The sequence below is a fragment of the Arthrobacter sp. CC3 genome, from assembly GCF_039907775.1.
Taxonomy (GTDB): Bacteria; Actinomycetota; Actinomycetes; order Actinomycetales; family Micrococcaceae; genus Arthrobacter.
The window spans coordinates 1-18,360 of record NZ_JARCCY010000056.1 but is presented as its reverse complement, the minus strand read 5'-3'; the positions used below and the strand labels follow the sequence as shown (position 1 = coordinate 18,360).

General features: G+C 66.8%; 19 protein-coding genes and 1 pseudogene. 5 read left to right on the top strand and 15 right to left on the bottom strand.

What is annotated here, in order from left to right; genetic code table 11:
• Positions 1 to 206, bottom strand: a pseudogene (locus PV761_RS21875) (hypothetical protein); the annotation flags it as partial.
• A 90-nt stretch (positions 207 to 296) separates the two neighbouring features.
• Positions 297 to 1,304 (bottom strand): hypothetical protein, encoded by a 1,008-nt coding sequence (locus tag PV761_RS21870; RefSeq protein WP_347899699.1) that lies wholly within the window; start codon positions 1,302 to 1,304, stop codon positions 297 to 299.
• Between the two features lie 160 nt (positions 1,305 to 1,464).
• Between PV761_RS21870 and PV761_RS21865 the strand changes: the two genes are divergently transcribed.
• Positions 1,465 to 1,644, top strand: coding sequence for a hypothetical protein (locus PV761_RS21865; protein WP_347899698.1), 180 nt, complete (start codon positions 1,465 to 1,467; stop codon positions 1,642 to 1,644).
• Between the two features lie 25 nt (positions 1,645 to 1,669).
• On the opposite strand, the gene PV761_RS21860 is transcribed toward PV761_RS21865, so the two are convergent.
• Complete coding sequence (locus PV761_RS21860; protein ID WP_347899697.1) at positions 1,670 to 1,918, bottom strand: hypothetical protein; 249 nt, start codon at positions 1,916 to 1,918, stop codon at positions 1,670 to 1,672.
• The gene (locus PV761_RS21855) at positions 1,911 to 3,344 is read right to left on the bottom strand and encodes a flotillin family protein (RefSeq protein WP_028270546.1); all 1,434 of its coding nucleotides are present in this window, start codon (positions 3,342 to 3,344) and stop codon (positions 1,911 to 1,913) included. The genes PV761_RS21860 and PV761_RS21855 overlap by 8 nt, the downstream gene beginning before the upstream one ends.
• Before the next feature lie 251 nt (positions 3,345 to 3,595).
• On the opposite strand from PV761_RS21855, the gene PV761_RS21850 reads away from it, so the two are divergent.
• Positions 3,596 to 4,981, top strand: a complete 1,386-nt coding sequence (locus tag PV761_RS21850; RefSeq protein ID WP_347899696.1) for a phenylacetate--CoA ligase family protein — start codon at positions 3,596 to 3,598, stop codon at positions 4,979 to 4,981.
• A gap of 81 nt (positions 4,982 to 5,062) precedes the next feature.
• Here PV761_RS21850 and fdxA read toward each other — a convergent pair whose 3' ends face one another.
• From fdxA to PV761_RS21800, 10 genes are all read right to left on the bottom strand, one after another.
• Positions 5,063 to 5,389 carry a ferredoxin gene (fdxA, locus tag PV761_RS21845; RefSeq protein WP_347899695.1) on the bottom strand — a complete coding sequence of 109 codons (327 nt, stop codon included), beginning with the start codon at positions 5,387 to 5,389 and terminating at the stop codon, positions 5,063 to 5,065.
• A 6-nt stretch (positions 5,390 to 5,395) separates the two neighbouring features.
• Complete coding sequence (locus PV761_RS21840; RefSeq protein ID WP_347899694.1) at positions 5,396 to 6,910, bottom strand: aldehyde dehydrogenase family protein; 1,515 nt, start codon at positions 6,908 to 6,910, stop codon at positions 5,396 to 5,398.
• A 36-nt stretch (positions 6,911 to 6,946) separates the two neighbouring features.
• Positions 6,947 to 7,735 carry an SDR family oxidoreductase gene (locus tag PV761_RS21835; RefSeq protein WP_028270542.1) on the bottom strand — a complete coding sequence of 263 codons (789 nt, stop codon included), beginning with the start codon at positions 7,733 to 7,735 and terminating at the stop codon, positions 6,947 to 6,949.
• Positions 7,735 to 8,724 carry a dihydrodipicolinate synthase family protein gene (locus PV761_RS21830; RefSeq protein ID WP_347899693.1) on the bottom strand — a complete coding sequence of 330 codons (990 nt, stop codon included), beginning with the start codon at positions 8,722 to 8,724 and terminating at the stop codon, positions 7,735 to 7,737. The genes PV761_RS21835 and PV761_RS21830 overlap by 1 nt, the downstream gene beginning before the upstream one ends.
• A 26-nt stretch (positions 8,725 to 8,750) precedes the next feature.
• On the bottom strand, positions 8,751 to 9,581 hold the full coding sequence (locus PV761_RS21825; RefSeq protein WP_347899692.1) for an enoyl-CoA hydratase-related protein: 831 nt from the start codon (positions 9,579 to 9,581) through the stop codon (positions 8,751 to 8,753).
• The gene (locus PV761_RS21820; RefSeq protein ID WP_347899691.1) at positions 9,578 to 10,837 is read right to left on the bottom strand and encodes a CaiB/BaiF CoA-transferase family protein; all 1,260 of its coding nucleotides are present in this window, start codon (positions 10,835 to 10,837) and stop codon (positions 9,578 to 9,580) included. Before PV761_RS21820 ends, PV761_RS21825 begins: the two co-directional genes overlap by 4 nt.
• The gene (locus tag PV761_RS21815; protein WP_347899690.1) at positions 10,834 to 12,216 is read right to left on the bottom strand and encodes an FAD-dependent oxidoreductase; all 1,383 of its coding nucleotides are present in this window, start codon (positions 12,214 to 12,216) and stop codon (positions 10,834 to 10,836) included. Before PV761_RS21815 ends, PV761_RS21820 begins: the two co-directional genes overlap by 4 nt.
• Positions 12,217 to 12,226: 10 nt before the next feature.
• On the bottom strand, positions 12,227 to 13,567 hold the full coding sequence (locus PV761_RS21810; protein ID WP_347899689.1) for an MFS transporter: 1,341 nt from the start codon (positions 13,565 to 13,567) through the stop codon (positions 12,227 to 12,229).
• A gap of 163 nt (positions 13,568 to 13,730) precedes the next feature.
• Complete coding sequence (locus PV761_RS21805) at positions 13,731 to 14,330, bottom strand: XRE family transcriptional regulator (protein ID WP_028270536.1); 600 nt, start codon at positions 14,328 to 14,330, stop codon at positions 13,731 to 13,733.
• 279 nt (positions 14,331 to 14,609) lie between these two features.
• Positions 14,610 to 15,071, bottom strand: coding sequence for a DUF4383 domain-containing protein (locus PV761_RS21800; RefSeq protein ID WP_347899688.1), 462 nt, complete (start codon positions 15,069 to 15,071; stop codon positions 14,610 to 14,612).
• 125 nt (positions 15,072 to 15,196) lie between these two features.
• Between PV761_RS21800 and PV761_RS21795 the strand changes: the two genes are divergently transcribed.
• The gene (locus tag PV761_RS21795) at positions 15,197 to 15,787 is read left to right on the top strand and encodes a hypothetical protein (RefSeq protein WP_347899687.1); all 591 of its coding nucleotides are present in this window, start codon (positions 15,197 to 15,199) and stop codon (positions 15,785 to 15,787) included.
• Between the two features lie 62 nt (positions 15,788 to 15,849).
• Complete coding sequence (locus PV761_RS21790) at positions 15,850 to 17,166, top strand: DUF6350 family protein (protein WP_347899686.1); 1,317 nt, start codon at positions 15,850 to 15,852, stop codon at positions 17,164 to 17,166.
• 64 nt (positions 17,167 to 17,230) lie between these two features.
• On the opposite strand, the gene PV761_RS21785 is transcribed toward PV761_RS21790, so the two are convergent.
• Positions 17,231 to 17,662, bottom strand: coding sequence for a hypothetical protein (locus PV761_RS21785; RefSeq protein ID WP_347899685.1), 432 nt, complete (start codon positions 17,660 to 17,662; stop codon positions 17,231 to 17,233).
• 39 nt (positions 17,663 to 17,701) lie between these two features.
• Between PV761_RS21785 and purN the strand changes: the two genes are divergently transcribed.
• Positions 17,702 to 18,265: a phosphoribosylglycinamide formyltransferase gene (gene purN / locus PV761_RS21780; protein ID WP_347899684.1), complete on the top strand. Its 564-nt coding sequence runs from the start codon at positions 17,702 to 17,704 to the stop codon at positions 18,263 to 18,265.
• Positions 18,266 to 18,360: the final 95 nt, after the last annotated feature.

Genomic DNA, 18,360 nt, shown 5'->3' with positions numbered 1-18,360 from the left:
TTGCCGATGCGGTCCTGCGTGGCGTCGGGCCACCAACCGATGCGGGCGTTCATGGGGTCCGGCCAGTTGCCGATGCGGTCCTGCGTGGCGTCGGGCCACCAACCGATGCGGGCGTTCATGGGGTCCGGCCAGTTGCCGATGCGTGACTGGGCGGGTGCTGAGCGGACAATATCGGTGGCGCTGAAGAGCTGGGTGCTGACGGACATGACTTTTCTCCTGACTGAGTTTTGATTTCCGTACGCCGATGGCGTCGGTGGTGGCCATGTTCTGCCTGGAAAAGCGCAGAGGTGACCTGCTCAGTCGGGGGAAGACCCCGGATCAAATGACGGGCCCGCGGCGAGGATCAGGGCGGCGTCCGGCACGAGGCAGCGGCCGGCATCGTGCAGCGGATTCCAGAACCCGTCGACGTCGCCCGACGCCTCGGCGCCGGCGCTGCCCGTGCCTGAGGACGCGGAGCCGGACTGGTTCTGGACGCCGGCGAATCGGAGCCCCGCGTCGCGCGCCGGTTCCTCGGCCGGCGTCGGCCCGGCGGAAACCAAGTAACCGACGGTTGCTGCCAGCACTCGCGCTCCGTGTGTATTCGCCAGGAACTGCAACGGAGAAAGCGCGCTCCTGACCAGCTGCGTAACAGCTGGGAATCCTGCGGGCTGCCCCGCGCCTGAGCGGGAGGCTGCCTCCACGCCGCCGGCAGCGGCCGCCGGTTGTGAGCGAACGTCCGACGCCGGAACCCGGGTACCGCGTGAGTGACCGGGCACGGCCTTGTCCGGCTTCTGCCCTGGAACCTGGGGCGGCACCTGTGGCCGTGGAAGAGTGGACACCGGGTCCGTCGGAAATGGCACCGCCGGCACATGAAGGTCCGGCAGCGTGGACGCCAGGGAATCCACCACGGAGACGGTCTTGTCCACGGTGCCGGTCACCGTATCTGTGACTGTGTCTGTGACCGTTTTGACGAGTGGCGCGGCCGGAAGGATCGGAGCGGCCGTGTCCATCACGTCGCTGACCACTTGAGATGTCCCGCTGAGCACAGGATCCACAACGTCCACGACGGTCTCAGCGGTGCGGACGGCCGGCAACGGCACAGTGACGGCGGGGGCTGGAACGTCCCGGACAGCCTGAACGGGAGGTTCGGGGGATTCCTGACCGGTGTGCGGCACCGCGGTCGGAACGATGTCCCGGACGAGCGTGGCAGCGGCCTGCCCGATCCCGCCCAGCGGGTCCGGAGCGTCAGAGGCGGCATTCGCCGGGCCGGCGGCCAACGCCAGCCAGGAACCTGTCAGAACGACGGCGAGCAGGAGCGGGCGCACGGAAGACCGGCAACGATCACGGAAAGTACGCACCATCCAGATCACCCCCCCAGAGGCAATGGAAAATCAGGATACGCCCGGAGCTGTCTGACCGTCCAGACCTTCGCGCTCGGCAGCTGAAACGGGGCGCCGTAAAATTGGTGTTAGAGGTGTTCCAGAGATGTCCGGGCCAATCGTCGTCGTCCTGATTTTCCTTGCCGTCGTTGCCCTGCTGGGGGTGATCGGCACGGTGGTGGTGGTCCTGCGCGACGGCCGCGGGATCCTGCCGCGGGAAGAGTCCGAGCGGCCCTGGATGGCGGGCAACCTGCCCAGTGTTCCGTACTCCATCTGGCGGTTCTGATCCAGGCTGGCGCCTGAAGCGGGACTCAGTGCCCGCCGTCGTGCCTTAACACCTCCGGCAGTTCGTCCACATAGACGGTCTGCGGCGGATCAAAATAGATCACCAGCACCTCGTCGCCCACTGCATACACGCTGGTCTTGTCGAACGGGTGGGCATGGAAGGCCATGGTGCCGCCGAGGTAGGGCAGCATGACTTCGCCGATGGTGCCCGGGCCGATGCGTCCGGTCACCCGGCCGATCTTGCCGGTAAGGCTACGGTCGACGTCCTTACGCATCAGGGGCTTTCGCCGGACGTTTGCCTTCCCGGGTGTTTCTCAGCGCCGAAGAGAGGGCCGGGAGGTAGTCGCCCACCTGGGCGAGGATGCCGCCGAGCATCTTGTTGACGCCTTCCCCGCCGTTGAGCACCGTCATCTGTCCCACGTGCGAGAACGGTTCCGCCGCAGCAGCGATGATGGCCGGCATGTTCTCGGCGAGCTGCTGCGAAATGACGGCGTCCTGGTTGGTTCCGAGGGCCTCGGCCCGTGCCTTGATGCCCTCCGCCTCCGCCAGCGCCTTCGCCTTGATGGCCGACGCGGCAGCATCACCGCGCGCCCGGGTGGCCGCGGCTTCCGCCTCGCCGGTGACCTTGGTGGCCCCTGCCGCGGCCGCAGCTGCGGTGGCATTTGCCTGCGCCTGGAGTTCCGTCCGGCGCGCGTTCACCTGGGCTTCGAGTTCGGTGCGGCGGGCCAGCGCCTCGGCGGCACTGATGTCCGCCGCCTTCTGGCCCTCGGCGTCCGTGCGCTTGGCGTAGGCCTTGGCGTCGGCGGGCTTGCGGATGGTGGTCTGGAGCTTCTGCTCTTCCCGGTCGGCCTCAAGCTTGGCCACCTCGGTTTCCTGGACCACCACCTGCTGCCGCGCGGTTGCATCCGCCAGCGGCCCCGCCTGGGCGGCGTTGGCCTTGGCCCGTTCGGCATTGGCCTGCGCCACGGACTGCCGGATGGCCGAAACACTCTGGGCATCAGCAATGAGCGCCGCTGCCTCCGCTTCCTTCTCCGCCGCCTCACGGTTCCTGGTGGCCTCGGCGATGCGGGCTTCCATCTTCACCTGGGCGATGTGCGGCTTGGCGATGTTCTGGATGTAGCCCGTGGGGTCCTGCAGGTCCTTGATCTGGAGCGAATCCACAACCAGGCCCAGCTTCTCCATCTCCACGCCGCTGGCGCTGCGGACCTGCGAACCGAGCTTGTCCCGCTCGCGGATGATTTCCTCCACGGTCATGCTGCCGATGATCGACCTCAGGTGCCCTTCAAAGACGTTATAGACCTGGCTTTCCATTTTGGGCTGCTGGCCCAGAAAGCGCCTGGCCGCATTTGCAATGAAGGGCGGGGCGTCGCCGATTTTGTAAATAACAACACCCTCCACAATTACCTGTATGCCCTGCGAGGTAACACAGGAAACTTTGAGCTCAGTTTCGTTCAGCGTGAGTGACAGGGTTCGTACTGTCTGAAGCCCGGGAAAGACCAGCGCACCCTTGCCGGTGACAATCTTGAAGTCCATTCCGGCCCGTGTTTCCAGGGTTCCTCGGGTCAATCCGGAGATGATCAGGGCCTCGTTGGGTTCAGCCACCTTCCACATCAGCTTTATTGCCACCCAGATAAAGCCGACGATGAGAACCGCGCCGATGATGGCGGCAATTAGCGGGAAGAATGCTGACAGGTCCGGCATGGCCAGGTCCTTTCGAGGATGTGGATCAGGCATTTCGGTAAAGCCCCAATATTCCAGCTGGTCGTTCCTGGAAGGCCGGAATGCGGGTAATTCCGGACGGCCGGGCCAGCTGTTGTAGACAGTCTGATCGGCGCCTGCCGTGAAGTCCAGCAATTCGGCGGGACAGGGGGAGGAAGGCCCCTGTTATGGTGCCCGCAGCTGTGGAAGGGTGGGACATGGGTCCGAGGTCTGATCCGGAGAGGACATTTGCCATGCGTGGAATTTCCGGATGGGCCCTCCGGGTCGCGTGGGAGACCTGGCGGGCTGAGCGCGGCGGGCCGGAGGCGTTCAACCGCCTGCAGCAGGCCCGGCTTTTGGCACTCGTGGAGTTCGCCCGGTCCGCCTCGCCGTACTACCGCCGCCTCTACCGGGATCTCCCGGACAGGGTCAACGAGCCGGCCCAGCTGCCGCCGGTGGGCAAACGGGACCTGATGGCGAACTTCGACGACTGGGTGACGGACCCGCACATCACGTTGGCGAAGCTGAAGTCGGAACTGCTCTCCGACCTGTCACGGCTGGGCAGCCTTTACCGCGGGCAGTACCTGGTGGTGACCACGTCCGGCACATCAGGTGAGCCGGCCGTCCTGATCCATGACCGGTTCTCCTGGGTGATGGTGAACGTGGTGGTCCGGATCCGGGAACGCCGCAATCTGGTGAGGGCTTCGGAAGTGCGGGACTTCCTGTTCCGGGGGCTGCGGGCGGCGGCCCTCGTGGCGTCTGGCGGCCACTTCGCCGGCGTCGTTTTGACCGAAAACGCCCGACGGCGGGCCCCCGCCATTGCGCGGCGTCTCAGGGTCTTCTCGGTGCTGAGGCCGTTGTCTGAGCTGGTGGCGGAACTGAACACCTTCAAGCCGACCCTGCTCTTCGGCTATCCGAGCGCGGTGATCCAGCTGGCCGCGGAGCAAAAGGCCGGGCGGCTCAGGATCCGGCCCGTGCTGGTCATTTGTTCCGGCGAGAACCTGTCCGCCAGCGGACAGGCAGCCATCGAAGCGGCGTTCGGCTGCCGGGTCACCCAGCGCTATCTTTCCTCGGAGGTCCCGGCGCTGACCAGCCAGTGCCGGCACGGCGCCTTCCACGTCAATACGGACTGGTACATCCTCGAACCCGTGGACGCGGACTACGCGCCGGTCCAGGCCGGCACCACCTCCCACACGGTGCTCGTCACCAACCTGGCCAACCGGGTGCAGCCGCTGATCCGTTACGACCTCGGGGACCGGGTCACGCTCGCCACGGAACCGTGCCCGTGCGGCAGCCCGTTTCCAGCCGTGAGCATCGACGGCCGGACGGGGGACCTTGTCTCCTTTGCGGCAGCGGACGGGAGCGCCGTGACAGTCCTGCCGCTCGCACTCGGCACGGTGATCGAGGAGACACCCGGAGTGCGCAGGTTCCAGGCCATCCGCACTGGCCCGGGGAACCTGACGGTCCGGCTCGAGATCCTGCCGGGTGCAGCCTTGGCCGGGGTACGCACGGCGGTGACGGAGCGGTTGGACGAGTACTTCGCCGCCGTTGGCGCCGGACCGGTGGCGGTTGAGCATGCGGACGAGCTGCCCCGGCCGGACCGCAGCGGCAAGTTCCGGCAGGTCTGGTCCGTGCGGTGAGCTGACGGGAGGGGCGGGTGGAGCGCGAACGGACAGTTGCGGCCCCAAAAAGCGGGGCCGCAACTGTCCGTTCGCGCTGGATTAGTGGGCGTGCTCTTGCTCCGGGACCTGGGCCACCACAGGGTGGTCGCGGCCCAGGTTGCCCAAGGGTGAGGCGCCCTGCGGCGACCCCAGTTCCTCGAAGAACTCCACGTTGGCCCGGATGTAGTCGGCCCACTCGTCGGGAATGTCGTCCGAATAGTAGATCGCCTCCACCGGACACACCGGATCGCACGCTCCGCAGTCCACGCATTCGGACGGGTGGATGTACAGCGAGCGTTCACCCTCGTAGATGCAGTCCACCGGGCATTCCTCGATGCAGGCTTTATCCTTCACATCCACGCAAGGCTGGGCGATCACATACGTCATGGTGCGCTACACACCCGTGTAAACGGTTTTGCCCCAGGTGAAGAAGTCCAGCGCCGACTTTCCCTGCTCGCGGAACGTGTTGGTGGAGGAGTCCTTTACACCGCCGAACGGCACATTCAGGTCCAGGCCCGCCGTCGGCCTGTTGACCTTGACCACGCCGGCCTGGGCCCGCGCGGCGAAGTCGGTGGCGAGCTTCAGCGAATCGGTGCAGATGCCTGCGGTGAGACCGTAGCGGGAGTCGTTGATCGCGGCCAGTCCGGCTTCGTAGTCGGCCACTTCGAGGACCGCCACCACGGGCCCGAAGATTTCCTCGGTCACGGCGTCGTCGTCGAACGGCAGGTCCGTCAGCACGGCAGCCGGGAAGTGCAGCGGACGGTCCGCGTCGCCGTCGTGCGTTTCGTCCAGGATCCCGGAGCCGGCCAGCAGGGTGGCTCCGCGTTCGACGGCGGAACGCACCGCCGCGGTGTTCTGCGCGAACTGCTGGCTGCTCACCACGGCCCCCATCCGGACAGCGTCCGGACCATCAGCGTCCATGCCGTCACCGGGGGTGTAGGCGGCGGCTTCCTCGGTGAGCGCGTCAAGGAACGCGGCGCGGATGCCCGGGGTGACGTAGACGCGGGAGGTTGCGGTGCAGGCCTGGCCGGTGAGGCCGAACGCACCGGCGGCCACCACTTTGGCGGCCTGGCGGGCGTCGGCATCGTCGAGCACCAGGACGCCGTTCTTGCCGCCCATCTCCAGCTGCACCCGGGCGCGGCGGGCGTTGAGGATCTCCTGCAGGCCCAGCCCCACGTTGGTGGAACCGGTGAAGGAGAGCCCGGCGATGCGGGGATCGCGGGCCAGGGCGTCGCCCACCACGCGGCCCTTGCCGTGCACCACGTTGAACACGCCGGCGGGGAGTCCGGCGTCCTGGAGGGCACGGGCCAGGTGGGTGGCGGAGAGCGGGGTGAGCTCGGCCGGCTTGATAACCACGGCGTTGCCGCTGATCAGCGCCGGGGCGGACTTCCAGGCCGGGATGGCGATGGGGAAGTTCCACGGCGTGATCAGCCCCACGACGCCGAGCGGCTCGCGGCGGGTGGTGATGGTGGTGTCCGGCAGTCCGCTGGGCAGCACTTCGCCGGTGGCGGCCCAGCCGAGCGAGCCGAAGAAGCGCAGCACGTCCGAGGCACGCTTGACCTCGCCCTTGGCCTCGGCGAGGGTCTTGCCTTCCTCACGGACCAGGTCTTCGGCGATGGCGCTCTGGCGCTCGATCAGCAGGTTGCCGGCGGTGATGAGGATGGCGCCGCGGGAGGGGGCGGGCAGTGCTGCCCATCCCGGCTGCGCTGCCGCGGCGGCCGTGATGGCGGCGTCCACGTCCGCGGCGGTGCCGCTGGGGGAGAGGGCTGCGAGTTCGCCCGGGCGGGCCGGGTTCATCCGCTCGGTGTCCGCCTCGCCCAGCCATTCGCCGTTGATGAGGTGCCGGGCGGTGATGAGTTCGCGGCCGGTGGAAGTGGGGGTGGTGGCGTCGGTGGCTGTGGAAGTCATGGGGTTCCTTTGGGAATCGTGGGGAAGTAGGGGGAGCTACAGGCTGCGGATCAGGCCGCCGTCGCAGCGGAGCGCGACGCCGGTGATGTACGACGCCGGGGCGCTGCAGAGGAACGCGGCGGCGGCGCCGAACTCCTCCGGCTCGCCATAGCGGCGGGCGGGGATGGTTTTGCGTGATTCGAGCTGGATGTCCTCAACGGTGGTGCCGCGGCGCTTGGCGGCGGCCTGGTCCAGTTCGGCCACCCGGTCCGTGGCGATCCGGCCGGGGAGGAGCATGTTGACCGTGACGGAGTCCAGGGCAACCTCTGCAGCGAGGGTCTTGAGGTAGCCGGCCAGCGCGGCCCGGCCGGTGTTGGACACGGCCAGGTTGGGCAGCGGGGCCACCACTCCGCTGGAGCCGACGGCGAGGATGCGGCCCCAGCGCCGCTCCCGCATGCCGGGAAGCACCTGGGAGATGAGCGCGTGGTGCGGTTTGACCAGGAGCTCGAATGCGGCGGCGATGTCCTCGGAGCTCAGCGTCGCCGCGGCGCCGGGCTTGGGGCCGGGACCGTTGAGCACCAGGATGTCGATGGGACCGAGGTCCGCCACGGTCTGTTCGACGGCGGACTCGATGCCTTCCGGGGTGGTCAGGTCCGCTTCGATGGCGATGGCTCCTGTGCCATACGCCGTGTGCAGGTCCGCGGCGATTTCCTTGGCGCGGTCGCGGCGGCGGCCGATGACTGCCACGCGGACGCCTTCGGCGGACAACGCGCGGGCAACGGCGAGGCCCAGGCCGCCGGTTGAGGCGGCCACGAGGGCGGTTTTTCCGGCGATTCCGAGGTCCATCAGTAACTCCCTACAGAGGTGTGTTCGTGGGTGGCAGCTGACTCAAGCGCAGCAGCAGCTTCCCGCAGGTGCGTAAGCATGCTGTAGCGCAGCTTCTCCGGGAACTCCGAGGCCGGAGCCCGGACGCCCGAATCCTTGATGAGTCCGCGCTTCCGCAGGCATTCCTTGCGGACGGCCAGTGCGATTTTGGCCTGCTGCTCGAAGTTGATCAGCGGCAGGTAGGGCAGCAGCTGGTCCCGCGCGGCTTCGTATCCGTCGCGCTGCCACGCCCGGACACAGGCAATCAAGGCTTCGGGATAGGAGAAACCGGTCATGGCGCCCGCTGCGCCGGCCATCAGCTCGTCCAGCAGGCCCTGCCCGCCCAGCCCGCCGAAAACGGAGACCCTGCCCACCAGCGCGGCTGTCAGTTCTGCGATGGCCACGCTGGTGGGCGGGGCCTCGGCCTTCACCGCGACCACGAAACTGCACCACTTCACGACGGAAATGAGGGCCTGGGTGCTGATGCTGACGCCGCTGGCCAGCGGATAGTCCTGCAGGACCACCTCCGCGCCGGTGGCCCGGTGGATGGCGTCCAGGTGTGCGATCACTGCTTCGGGCCTGGCGGAGTTGGCCTGTACCATCACGGCCGCGAGGCGCTCGCCGACCACGGCCTGGGCCGCTGTAATCTCGTCGATGGCGGGCCGGGTGGCCAGGGCGGTGATGCCCACCACCAGTGGCAGGTCCGTGCATTCGACGGCGATTTCGAGCACCTGGCGCCGCTCCTCCGCGGTGAGGGCCGCGGCTTCGCCGAACACGCCGAGGACCGTCAGCCCCGTGGCGCCGATGGCTTCGTAGTGCTCCACCAATTCGGACAGGCTGTCCAGGTCCACGTCCAGGGTGCCGCCCTGGAAGGGGGTTGCCACCACGCCCCAGACGCCGGGCGCCAGGGAATCGCGTTCCTGTGGTTCGCGGGAATCCGTCCCGGTTGCGTCGTTCAGTGATCCAGTCATGGAATCCTCCTCGAAATTGTTGCGGGTCAGCGGCCGGGCCAGACCGGCGGCCGCTTTTCCTGGAAGGCGCGGACGCCTTCGGCTGAGTCCTCGCTGTCCAGCGCGGCCATCAGGGCCGGCAGCCGGAGCCCGCGGGCCTCCTTGGCGGTGAGGTGCCCGGTCTGCGTGACCATCTGCTTCACGGCCCGCACCGAGGTGGGGGCGCACGCAAGGATCTGGTCCACCCAGCGCTGCACCGCGGCGTCGAGCTCTTCTGCCGGGACCACCTCGTTGACCAGTCCCATGGACTGCATTTCCGCGGCGTCAGCCTTCCGGCCGGTCAGCAGCATGCCCATCGCCTGGGTGTACGGGATCCGGCGCACCAGCTGGTGGATGCCGCCGTCGAGCGCCAAGCGCCCCACCCGCGGTTCCGTGAGCCCGAACCTGGCATTGTCCGACGCCACCACGATGTCCGCGCCGAGCACGATCTCCATGCCGCCGCCGAGCGCGTAGCCGTTCACCCGGGCAATCACCGGCACATCGAGCGACGTGCGCAGGCTCAGCCCGCCGAAGCCGTTCGGGTCCAGGCCGGCCCAGTACTCCAGGCCGGTCTTGTCCACGGCGGAGGCGGACATGTCCGCCCCGACGCAGAACGCGCGGGTCCCGGCGCCGGTGATGACAACTGCGCGCACGTCCGGATCGGCCTCCAGCTGCTCCCAGATCTCGTTGAGCCGGGCCTGGGCGGTGCCATCGACGGCGTTGAGCACGTGCTGCCGGTCGATCACCACTGTGGCGACGTGGTTCTCGATGGTCAGGGTGATCTGGTCCACTGCGTTCGAGACGGCCGTCTCCGCGGGAGTCTCCGAAATCGCGGTCACCGCAGGACCCCCAGCTGCTGCAGGCGCTCGATGGTCTCCTCATCGAAGCCGTTCTCCAGCAGGACCTCCACATTGTGCTCACCGAGGCGCGGCGCCACGCGCCGGACGGTGGGCGGCGTGGCGGAGAGCCGGATGGGCGCGTTGAGCATGCGCACGGTCCCGACGCCGGGGTGTTCGGCCTCCACGATCATGCCGTTGGCCTCGGTCTGGGCATCGGCCAGGGCCTGCTCCAGGGTGTGGACCGGGGCGTTGAGCAGCCCCTGGTCCTCCAGCTTGCCGGTCCAGTACTCGGTGGTGTTGGTGGCGATGCGCTCGCGGAAGATGGCCTGCAGTGCCGGCTTGTGCGCGAACTGCTGCTTCAGGTCCGCAAACTCGGGCCGCTGCGTAAGGTCCTCGTCCAGCCCGAGGGCTTCGGAGATGCGGGCCAGCGGGTCCGGGGTGAAACCGCCGACCATGCACACGGCGCCGTCGGTGGTTTCGAACACGCCGCTCAGGGGCATGGCGCCCCAGTTGACCTCGTAGCCGCGGTTGAGCTGCATGCAGGCCTCCTGCATCTGCAGGTGCAGCATCGAGTCGTACATGGTCACCTCCACCTTCTGGCCGACGCCGGAGGTTTCCCGGGTGCGCAGTGCCAGCAGGATGCCCTGCATGAGGTGCATGCCGGTGATGTAGTCGCAGAGCGTGGTGGGGTAGATGGACGGCTTCTGGTCGTCCGATTCCCGCCGCCACATGACACCGGAGTAGGCCTGCGCGATCGCGTCCTGGCCACCCTTGTGCGAGTACGGGCCGACGGGGCCGAAGCCGGTGCCGGAGGCCCAGATGATGCCGGGGTTCTCGGCCTTGAGTTCCTCGTAGCCGAAGCCCATCCGCTCCATCACGCCGGAGCGGAAGTTGCTGACCACCACGTCCGCGTCCGCCATGATGGCGTGCAGGACGTTCCGGCCTTCCTCGGTGCGCGTGTCGATGGAGACGCTGCGCTTGTTGCGGTTGATGGACAGAAAGATCGGGTTGTCCTGGCCGTCCTTGTCCGGGAACGAGTTCCGCGAGATGTCCCCGGCGCCCGGGCGTTCCACCTTGATGATGTCCGCGCCGTAGTCGCCCAGCATCTGCGTGCAGGACGGGCCCATGAACACCTGGGTGAAGTCCACGATCTTGATGCCGTCCAGCGGCAGCGGGATGGCGGTGGCTTCCGCCGCGGCGGCGGGCGCCGCCGTCGTGCGTTCCAGCTCTGTCGTTTCCAGGGTCACGGTGCTCATGCCGGAACCGCCGCATCGGCGTCAACGGTGGCGTTCGACGACGGGACGTCGCCCGGGTCGGCGCCGTGACGGCGCATGCCCTGCTGGATGTCCAGGGCGGACACGTCGCGGACGAGGATGTTGTTTTCGACGGCGAGTGCTGCGGCGACGCCGACTGCCTGGCCCATGGCCATGCAGGGCGGGATCTCGCGGGACATCTTCTGCGCCTCGGGGGTGGCGGAGTAGTGGCGGCCGGCGACGAGGAGCTGGTCCACTTCCTTGGGCAGCAGCGAGCGGTACGGGTAGTAGTAGTCGCGGCCGCGGGCCACGGTGTCGGCGAAGTGGCGGCGCTGCGTGACGTCGTCCTTGGTCATGACGTACTCGCCCTGCAGCAGGCGGGTCTGGCGGACGCCCATCTGCGAGGCGACGTCCAGCATGTAGCAGTTTTCGAAGCCGGGCAGGTTGGCGCGGACGTACTCCACGGCCTCGGAGATCCGGTCGCGGGCGGCGAACTCGGCGGCGGTCATGTCCGCCGGGTCCGTGCCGTCGAAGCCGGTCATGTGCGGGGCGTTGCACCAGACCACGCCATCGATGGGGGTCTTGAGCCACCACAGTTCCCAGGCGCCGCCGAGGAGGCGCTTGATCTTGCGGTTGATGGCGCGGGCTTCCTTCGGATTGGCCTGCTCGAAGGCTTCGGCGGCGTCGGTGTCCACGTTGCCGAGACGGAAGACGAGCGTGGTGAGGTAGTTGTCCTTGGCGTAGCTGGCGCCGGCCCGGGAGGCGACGTCGATGTCGCCGGTGGTGTCGATGACGATGTCCGCCATGAAGGCCTGCGGGCCCAGCTTGGTCTCGCAGATGACGCCCTTGATCACGCCGTTGTCCACGATGGGGCGGGAGAACCAGGAATGCAGGCGGAGGTCCACGCCGGCCTCGCGGACCAGGTCGTTGGAGACGCGCTTCCAGCCGTCCGGGTCGAAGGCCGCGGCGTAGCAGATGGGCTTGGGGGTGGTGTGGGAGTGGAAGTCGAAGGTGCCGTAGCGGCCCCACTTGTTCCAGAGTTCCTCGGAGGTCTTGCGGTCATCAGCCGGCGGTACGACGGCGAGTCCCAGCTTCTGCAGGCGCTCCACGTATTCGGACACGATGCCGGTGACGGTGATTTCCTGGCCGTTGATCATGTCGTCCAGTACCAGCACCATGCCGCCGGAAGCGAGGCCGCCGAGGGATGAGTAGCGTTCCAGCAGGGTGACCCTGGCGCCGGAGCGGGCTGCGGTGACGGCTGCGGCCACACCTGCGGGGCCACCGCCGACCACCAGGACGTTGGAACGTGAGATGACCGGGGCGGTGAGGTCCGCCGTCGTGGTGCTGAGTTCCAGGGAGGTGAAAGTTGCGGGGGAGGTCATGGGGGAGTCCTTACTTTCCGACGAAGATGCCGTTGGAGCGGCGTGCGGCGAGGTAGAAAACGATGCTGAGGATGGAGAGAACGGCTACGTAGACCGGGAAGATCCAGCTGAGGTTGAGGGACTGGAACCAGACCAGCAGGTAGGAGGCGGTGCCGCCGAAGAGTGCGACGCCGATTCCATAGCCCAGGGCTACGCCCGTGCCGCGGATGTTCTTGGGCATCAGGGAGGAACTGACCACGTTGTAGAGAGTCATGTTCAGCACCAGGACAACGGAGCCGCCGAGGAGGACTGCTGCGAAGCCGCCGATGCCCGGCTGGACGTAGAAGAGCATGAGGAACACCGACGGGATGGCCAGAATGCGGGTGATCAGGAACCAGCGGGACATCGACTTGCCGTCGGTCAGCTTGCCGATGATCCAGCTGCCTGCCACCAGGATGACTCCGAGGACGGTGGTGAGGGCGAAGACGGCGGTGGGGTCTTCCTTGAACCCGCTGCGGGCAGCGCTGGGAAGGCCGACGTTCCAGGCGTAGTTGTAGGCCTGTGCTGCGCCCACCACAAAGATGATGGCCAGGACGGAGAGCCAGTGCTTGCGGACTCCGGACCAGACGGCGCGGGGAGTGTTGCTGGCCATTTCCTCGGCCTTGAGGGTTTCCGGAAGCGAACGGCGGAGGTAGAGGACCACGAAACCGAAGAGTGCGCCGATGATGAACGGCACGCGCCAGCCCCACTCGGCCATGACGGCACCACCCAGGACCAGACTGCACAAGAAGCTGATCAGGGAGGCCAGCAGGATGCCGATGTTCACGTAGAAGCTCATCAGGCCGGCGACGTAACCTTCACGGCCTTCGGGAGCCAGCTCCAGGGCATGGGATGTTGAAAGCGGGGCTTCGATGCCCGTCGAAATGCCCTGCAGTACGCGGCAGACCAGCAGGATGATGCCGGCCCAGGCGCCGATCTGCTGGTAACTCGGTGTGACGGCGATGATCAGCGTGGTGCCTGCCATAAGCATGATGGACAGCAGCATGACGCGGCGGCGACCCACCCGGTCGGCCAGGGTGCCGAGCAGGATCCCGCCCAGCGGACGGAAGGCGAATCCGACGGCGAACACGGCCAGCGCGTTCAAGGTGGCGGAGAGCGGATCGGTGTTGGGGAAGAAGTTGGGCCCGATGAAGGCCGAGAGGAGGCCGAAGACCATCCAGTCGTACCACTCAAGGGCGTTGCCGAGGCCGAGGCCCAGCAGCCCCTTGCGGACCTCGGGGGTGAATTTTTCGTGCCTGGAGTGAGATGAGAGGGCAGGGGACGTGACGGCGTTGTCAGTCCCCTGGGGGTCTGTCGTTTGTGTGTCGAGCATGGAAGTGTCCTTACGCTGACGCCGGTGAAGGCGTGGGAGGGTATGACGCAGGAACGCCTGTTGGACGAGGCGTTTCATGCGAACGATGCAAGGAGTGTCTGCGGCCACGGTTCGTGTCCGGACAGTTAGGGGAAAACGCAGGTGCCGGTTGGGGACGGCAGGGCTACCACGCGTGTGGTGCGTTGACCCAGATGGCTACGCATACCTCTTCGTAGCTGTTCTTGTACCAGTGCGGGATCTCTGAGGAGTACGTGATGGAGTCGCCCTCCTCAAGGCTGTAGCAGACGCCATCCAGGAAGACGTCCTTGCGGCCCGAGATGATGTAGCAGAACTCCTCACCGCTGTGGGTGAAAGGTGTGCCGCTGGTGTCATGCCCCGGGGGCGTGCTGATCCACTGCGCTTCGATGTTTCCGTCGCGGTTGGGGGTCAGTAGTTCGTGAACTGCCTCGCCCACCGACTCGCGGGTCACGTTTTTAAGGTTCCGTCGATCCGACTTTCGAACGACGGGGGACTTGGATTCATCCTGGCCAATGAAGAACCTCCCTACCGGGACGTCCAATCCGTGGGCCAGCTGTGCCAGAGTGGTAAAGGAAGGGTTGGCCAAGCCGCGTTCGATCTGGCTGACGATTGCTTGGCTGAGGCCGGTGATGTCCGAGAGCTGGGCGAGGGTCATGCCCTTGGCCTTACGCATGGTGCGCACCTTGTTTCCGACGGTCGCCAGAAGTTCGCTGGTGGCCGGTGGGGCGGGTGTCTCGGTGGTCATTGCCGCATCCTTCGTTGGTGAGCTAACTCACACAACTATAGTGAAGATTTTTAGCGAGTCAATGTTTTTTCTTGATTAAAGTGAAAATCTTTACAGGAGTGCGGATTTTGCCGGTGGGAATCCATCCCGGCCAGCCGCCGTCGTGCCCTTAACGCAAAAAGCTGGTGCAGCCGCCTGCGCCTACGCAGGCCAACTGCACCAACCGGTGGTTAAAACATTCAGATTGCTATGAAGCGTTCCTCATTAGCGGCTCCTTATGTCCCGGCTACGCGATCCGGGCTACCTGCGGTCCTCGGCCAGATGCCTTGAGAGGATCCAGCCAGCGCCAATCATCAGCACGCCCAGCGCCATGAAGGTCCAGCTATCCAGCGTGTTCAGCGACAGGAAATTGGCTGCCGATCCCACTCCGACACTGAGCCCGAAGATGCTGAGGACGATGTACAGCGCACCAAAGCCCATGAGGAAGTTCCGGGCTCCCATTCCACTGCGGGACATGGCCCAGCCTGTTGCACCAATGACCAGCTGCACAATGTTCAGCAGCATGGAAACCTGGAACAGGTTAAGGAACATGGCGTGCGAATCAGGCCCCAAGAACCTCAGTTCGCTGTACTGCTGGGTGATGCCCGGAATGAACGCCAGGACACCCGCCAACATCAGGACAATACCAACACCCATGCCAACGTTCTGGACGTCGGTACGCCCGAAGTGAACGCCATGTGCATGCGGCGATGCGGTAGTCATTTTTCTGCCTCCAACCACTGATTGCGGACAATCCAATTTTACGGCTGGGTAACGAAAAAAGCGCTGGGGGATGGGGAGTTCTGCCCAGCGACAGGACGGTCCCGTTCTGCTGGACTGGCAGGACCATGAGCCTTGTGACACCCATCCTCCGAACCCTGCTGGCCATCGTCGTGCTTGCCTCCGCCGCGGGTTGCAGCGTAGCCGTGCCGGCCGGGACGGCGCCCGCCATCGGGGCGCTGAGGGTGGGCGATCCCGGAACCGTCAATGCCGGACCCCTCAACAGGGCCGAGCAGCTCCTGCCCAAGGTGAACGCGCAGCCGTGGGCTGCACCGTTGCCGGTGGTGGTGCAGTCTGCCGGCAAGGACATGCAGTGTTCCATCAGCGCCGACGCCGCTGCCTGCCACCTGCGCACGGATGTCGCGCCCCGGCCCGGTGACATCAAGGGCCAGTGCGCGGGGATCAGTGAGTATCACGGCGGGTACGCGGTGGTGACGCTCGACGGCGGCGCCCAGTACGGGCTGTGCGGCAACGGAACCTCCCCGATGGAGGCGGAGGACGTGGCCGGACCAGCGTTCCCGGGCCCGTGGATCCAGGACGGCCAGACGGTGCGGCTGGGCAACATAGTGTGCGAGCGGGCGCCGGGCGCCATGACCTGTGCGCATCTGCGGACGGGCCACGGCTTTATGATCGGCACGGACAACTACGAGCTCTGGTAACTCAGGGCTTTGAGCCTGTCGCGCACGGGCCCGGGACTCCTCCCGTGACACCATGGAACACGATGAAACTGCGCGCTGATCAGACCGGAGACCGTGGCATTCCCATGCCCTTGTGGCTGCAGGGGGCGCTCGAGTCGGCGCAGGCTGCGGTCATTTCCGCGCTGGTGGTGCTGGCGCCCATTGTCGCCGTATGGGCGACGGCCGGATTCCAGAACAACAACTTCGACACGCTCGCCCGGCTCGGCGGCCAGGCGTGGCTGCTGATCCACGGCGTGCCGCTGCATCTGACCACCGTGGCGGGGGAAGCCGCGGCGCAGCCGGAATCGGGCACGCTGTCGCTGATCCCGCTGGGCCTCACGCTCATCCCGTTCCTGCTGGCGTGGCGGGCAGGCCGGCGCCTGGCCCGGGCTTCCTATACCGATCAGCTGTGGCAGGCCCTGCTGGGGTCCTGGCTCGTGTACGCCGGCTTCGGGATGGCCACTGGCTTCGTCTGCCGTACCGACGACGTCGCCATTTTCCTGTGGTTCGCAGGGCTGATGCCGCTGGTCCCGTTCGGCCTGGGCATGGTGGTGGGCGCCCGGCGCGAAGCGGGGTCCTGGAGCCGGCTCATCGGCGTCGACGCAGTGGACTGGATTGCCCGCACCAGCCAGCATTCGCGCTGGGCCGGTTCCTACCTCGGCTCCGCGGTCAAAGCCGGCTTCGTGGCCCTGATGGCCGCGTTCACCCTATCCGCGGCACTGCTCGCGGTGGACATCTTTATCCACTGGGACCTGGTGATCGCCGTGTATGAAGGGCTCGACGCCGGCGCCATGGGCGGTGCCGTGCTCACCATCGCGCAGCTCGGCTTCCTCCCCAACCTTGCCATCTTTGCGCTCGCCTGGACGTCCGGCTCCGGCTTCGCCCTGGGCGTCGGCTCGCACGCCGGACCGCTGGGAACCGCCGTCGGTCCGCTGCCGTCCATTCCGGTGTTCGCCGCCCTGCCCTCCGGACCACTGGATTACGGCTTCGTGGCGCTGGTGGTGCCGGTCCTTGCCGGTGCATTGGCCGGCTGGTGGTTCCTGCGCGAAGGCGAAAACCACTTCGACGAATGGCTGTCCATCAAGGTCCGTTCCCGCTGGTTCACGGCATCGGCATCCACTGTCGTCCTTGGCGCGATCATCGGTGTGGCGGCGGGCCTGATGGCGGGAGGCCTGGCCTGGATGGCCCGCGGGTCGGCCGGAATCGGCCGCCTCACGGACATCGGCCCGGACCCGCTGGGCACCTCGCTGTGGGTGGCCGCCGAGGTGGCCATCGGCGTCGTGATCGGTTACGCGGCGGGCCCGTGGCTGGAACGCCAGCAGAAACTGCGCGAAGCGGACCTGGAAGTGTCCAAGCCGTAGGAAGTGCCGCCGTCGGGCGTTACCGCCGGCTGGCTTAGCGGAACCGGGCTCAGCGGAACCGGGCTCAGCGGAGCTGGGCGGGGAGGGACTTCTGCAGCTGTGTCTGGCACTGGGTCAGGGCCTGCTGGGTGAGCGCGCTGCGTGAGCACTGCTGGAAGTCGCGGACCTGGTTGAAGAACACCGCGGAAACCAGGATCAACAGCACCATCACCGCCGACACCACCAGCCCCGAGATGGTGCCGAAAAGGACCAGCTTGGACTCCTTGAGCCTGATGGCCCGGACCAGCACCATAACGCCGAGCACGATGCTCGCGGCCGTCAGGATGGCAGTCAGCCACACGTAGGTGACGTCCAGCTGGTAGACGAAGAAGGCGCCCAGGACAGCCACGATGAATGCACGGAACAGGTTGTGGGTCTTCACCAGGGACGCCTTCGCGGCCTCGCTGAGGGGTTGCCGGGCCTGCTGGGGACCTGCGGAGTCGTTCGGGGGGTTCATGTTTTCCAGCCTACGCGAGCGGCCCCATAAGCTAGAGCCATGCGCATCGTTGTCCTCGTGTCCGGTACCGGCTCCAACCTCCAGGCCGTCATTGACGCCGTCAAGGCGGGCGAGCTGGACGTGGAGATCGCCGCCGTCGGCGCTGACCGGCCCGGGACCTACGGCGTGGAGCGGTCGGCGGCCGCTGGAATCCCGACGTTCGTGGTGGACTTCAAGGCCTACGACGACCGTGCGGACTGGAATGCGGCGCTGACCGAAGCCGTGGCTGCCTATGAGCCGGATGTGGTGGTGTCTTCAGGCTTTATGCGGATCGTCAGCCCCGGGTTCATCGACGCGTTCGGCGGCAAGTACCTCAACACCCACCCGGCCCTGCTGCCTGCTTTCCCCGGGGCGCACGGCGTCCGCGATGCCATGGCTTACGGCGTCAAGGTCACGGGCTGCACGGTGCACTGGGCCGACGCCGGCGTGGACACGGGCCCCATCATTGCCCAGGAAGCCGTGGCTATCCGCGACGACGACACCGAGGACACCCTGCACGAACGCATCAAGGTGGTGGAGCGCAGGCTCCTGGTCTCCACCTTGGCGCAGCTCGCCGCCGCCTAAGCCTGTGCCCTCTCCCAACTAGTGGTGTGTCTCCAAAATAGTTTGTGGGTGCGCTGTTAAGCTGGGGCTATGACGAATCCGGCTCCTGCTTTGGT

Excerpts from the sequence above, each read along its gene's own strand:
- PV761_RS21850 (WP_347899696.1), top strand. The coding sequence starts at position 3,596 with ATGCGTGGAATTTCCGGATGGGCCCTCCGGGTCGCGTGGGAGACCTGG.
- purN (WP_347899684.1), top strand. The coding sequence starts at position 17,702 with ATGCGCATCGTTGTCCTCGTGTCCGGTACCGGCTCCAACCTCCAGGCC.
- PV761_RS21835 (WP_028270542.1), bottom strand. The coding sequence starts at position 7,735 with ATGGACCTCGGAATCGCCGGAAAAACCGCCCTCGTGGCCGCCTCAACC.
- PV761_RS21795 (WP_347899687.1), top strand. The coding sequence starts at position 15,197 with ATGAGCCTTGTGACACCCATCCTCCGAACCCTGCTGGCCATCGTCGTG.
- PV761_RS21785 (WP_347899685.1), bottom strand. The coding sequence starts at position 17,662 with ATGAACCCCCCGAACGACTCCGCAGGTCCCCAGCAGGCCCGGCAACCC.
- PV761_RS21855 (WP_028270546.1), bottom strand. The coding sequence starts at position 3,344 with ATGCCGGACCTGTCAGCATTCTTCCCGCTAATTGCCGCCATCATCGGC.
- PV761_RS21860 (WP_347899697.1), bottom strand. The coding sequence starts at position 1,918 with ATGCGTAAGGACGTCGACCGTAGCCTTACCGGCAAGATCGGCCGGGTG.
- PV761_RS21800 (WP_347899688.1), bottom strand. The coding sequence starts at position 15,071 with ATGACTACCGCATCGCCGCATGCACATGGCGTTCACTTCGGGCGTACC.
- PV761_RS21815 (WP_347899690.1), bottom strand. The coding sequence starts at position 12,216 with ATGACCTCCCCCGCAACTTTCACCTCCCTGGAACTCAGCACCACGACG.
- PV761_RS21805 (WP_028270536.1), bottom strand. The coding sequence starts at position 14,330 with ATGACCACCGAGACACCCGCCCCACCGGCCACCAGCGAACTTCTGGCG.
- fdxA (WP_347899695.1), bottom strand. The coding sequence starts at position 5,389 with ATGACGTATGTGATCGCCCAGCCTTGCGTGGATGTGAAGGATAAAGCC.
- PV761_RS21790 (WP_347899686.1), top strand. The coding sequence starts at position 15,850 with ATGAAACTGCGCGCTGATCAGACCGGAGACCGTGGCATTCCCATGCCC.
- PV761_RS21840 (WP_347899694.1), bottom strand. The coding sequence starts at position 6,910 with ATGACTTCCACAGCCACCGACGCCACCACCCCCACTTCCACCGGCCGC.
- PV761_RS21830 (WP_347899693.1), bottom strand. The coding sequence starts at position 8,724 with ATGACTGGATCACTGAACGACGCAACCGGGACGGATTCCCGCGAACCA.
- PV761_RS21810 (WP_347899689.1), bottom strand. The coding sequence starts at position 13,567 with ATGCTCGACACACAAACGACAGACCCCCAGGGGACTGACAACGCCGTC.
- PV761_RS21865 (WP_347899698.1), top strand. The coding sequence starts at position 1,465 with ATGTCCGGGCCAATCGTCGTCGTCCTGATTTTCCTTGCCGTCGTTGCC.
- PV761_RS21820 (WP_347899691.1), bottom strand. The coding sequence starts at position 10,837 with ATGAGCACCGTGACCCTGGAAACGACAGAGCTGGAACGCACGACGGCG.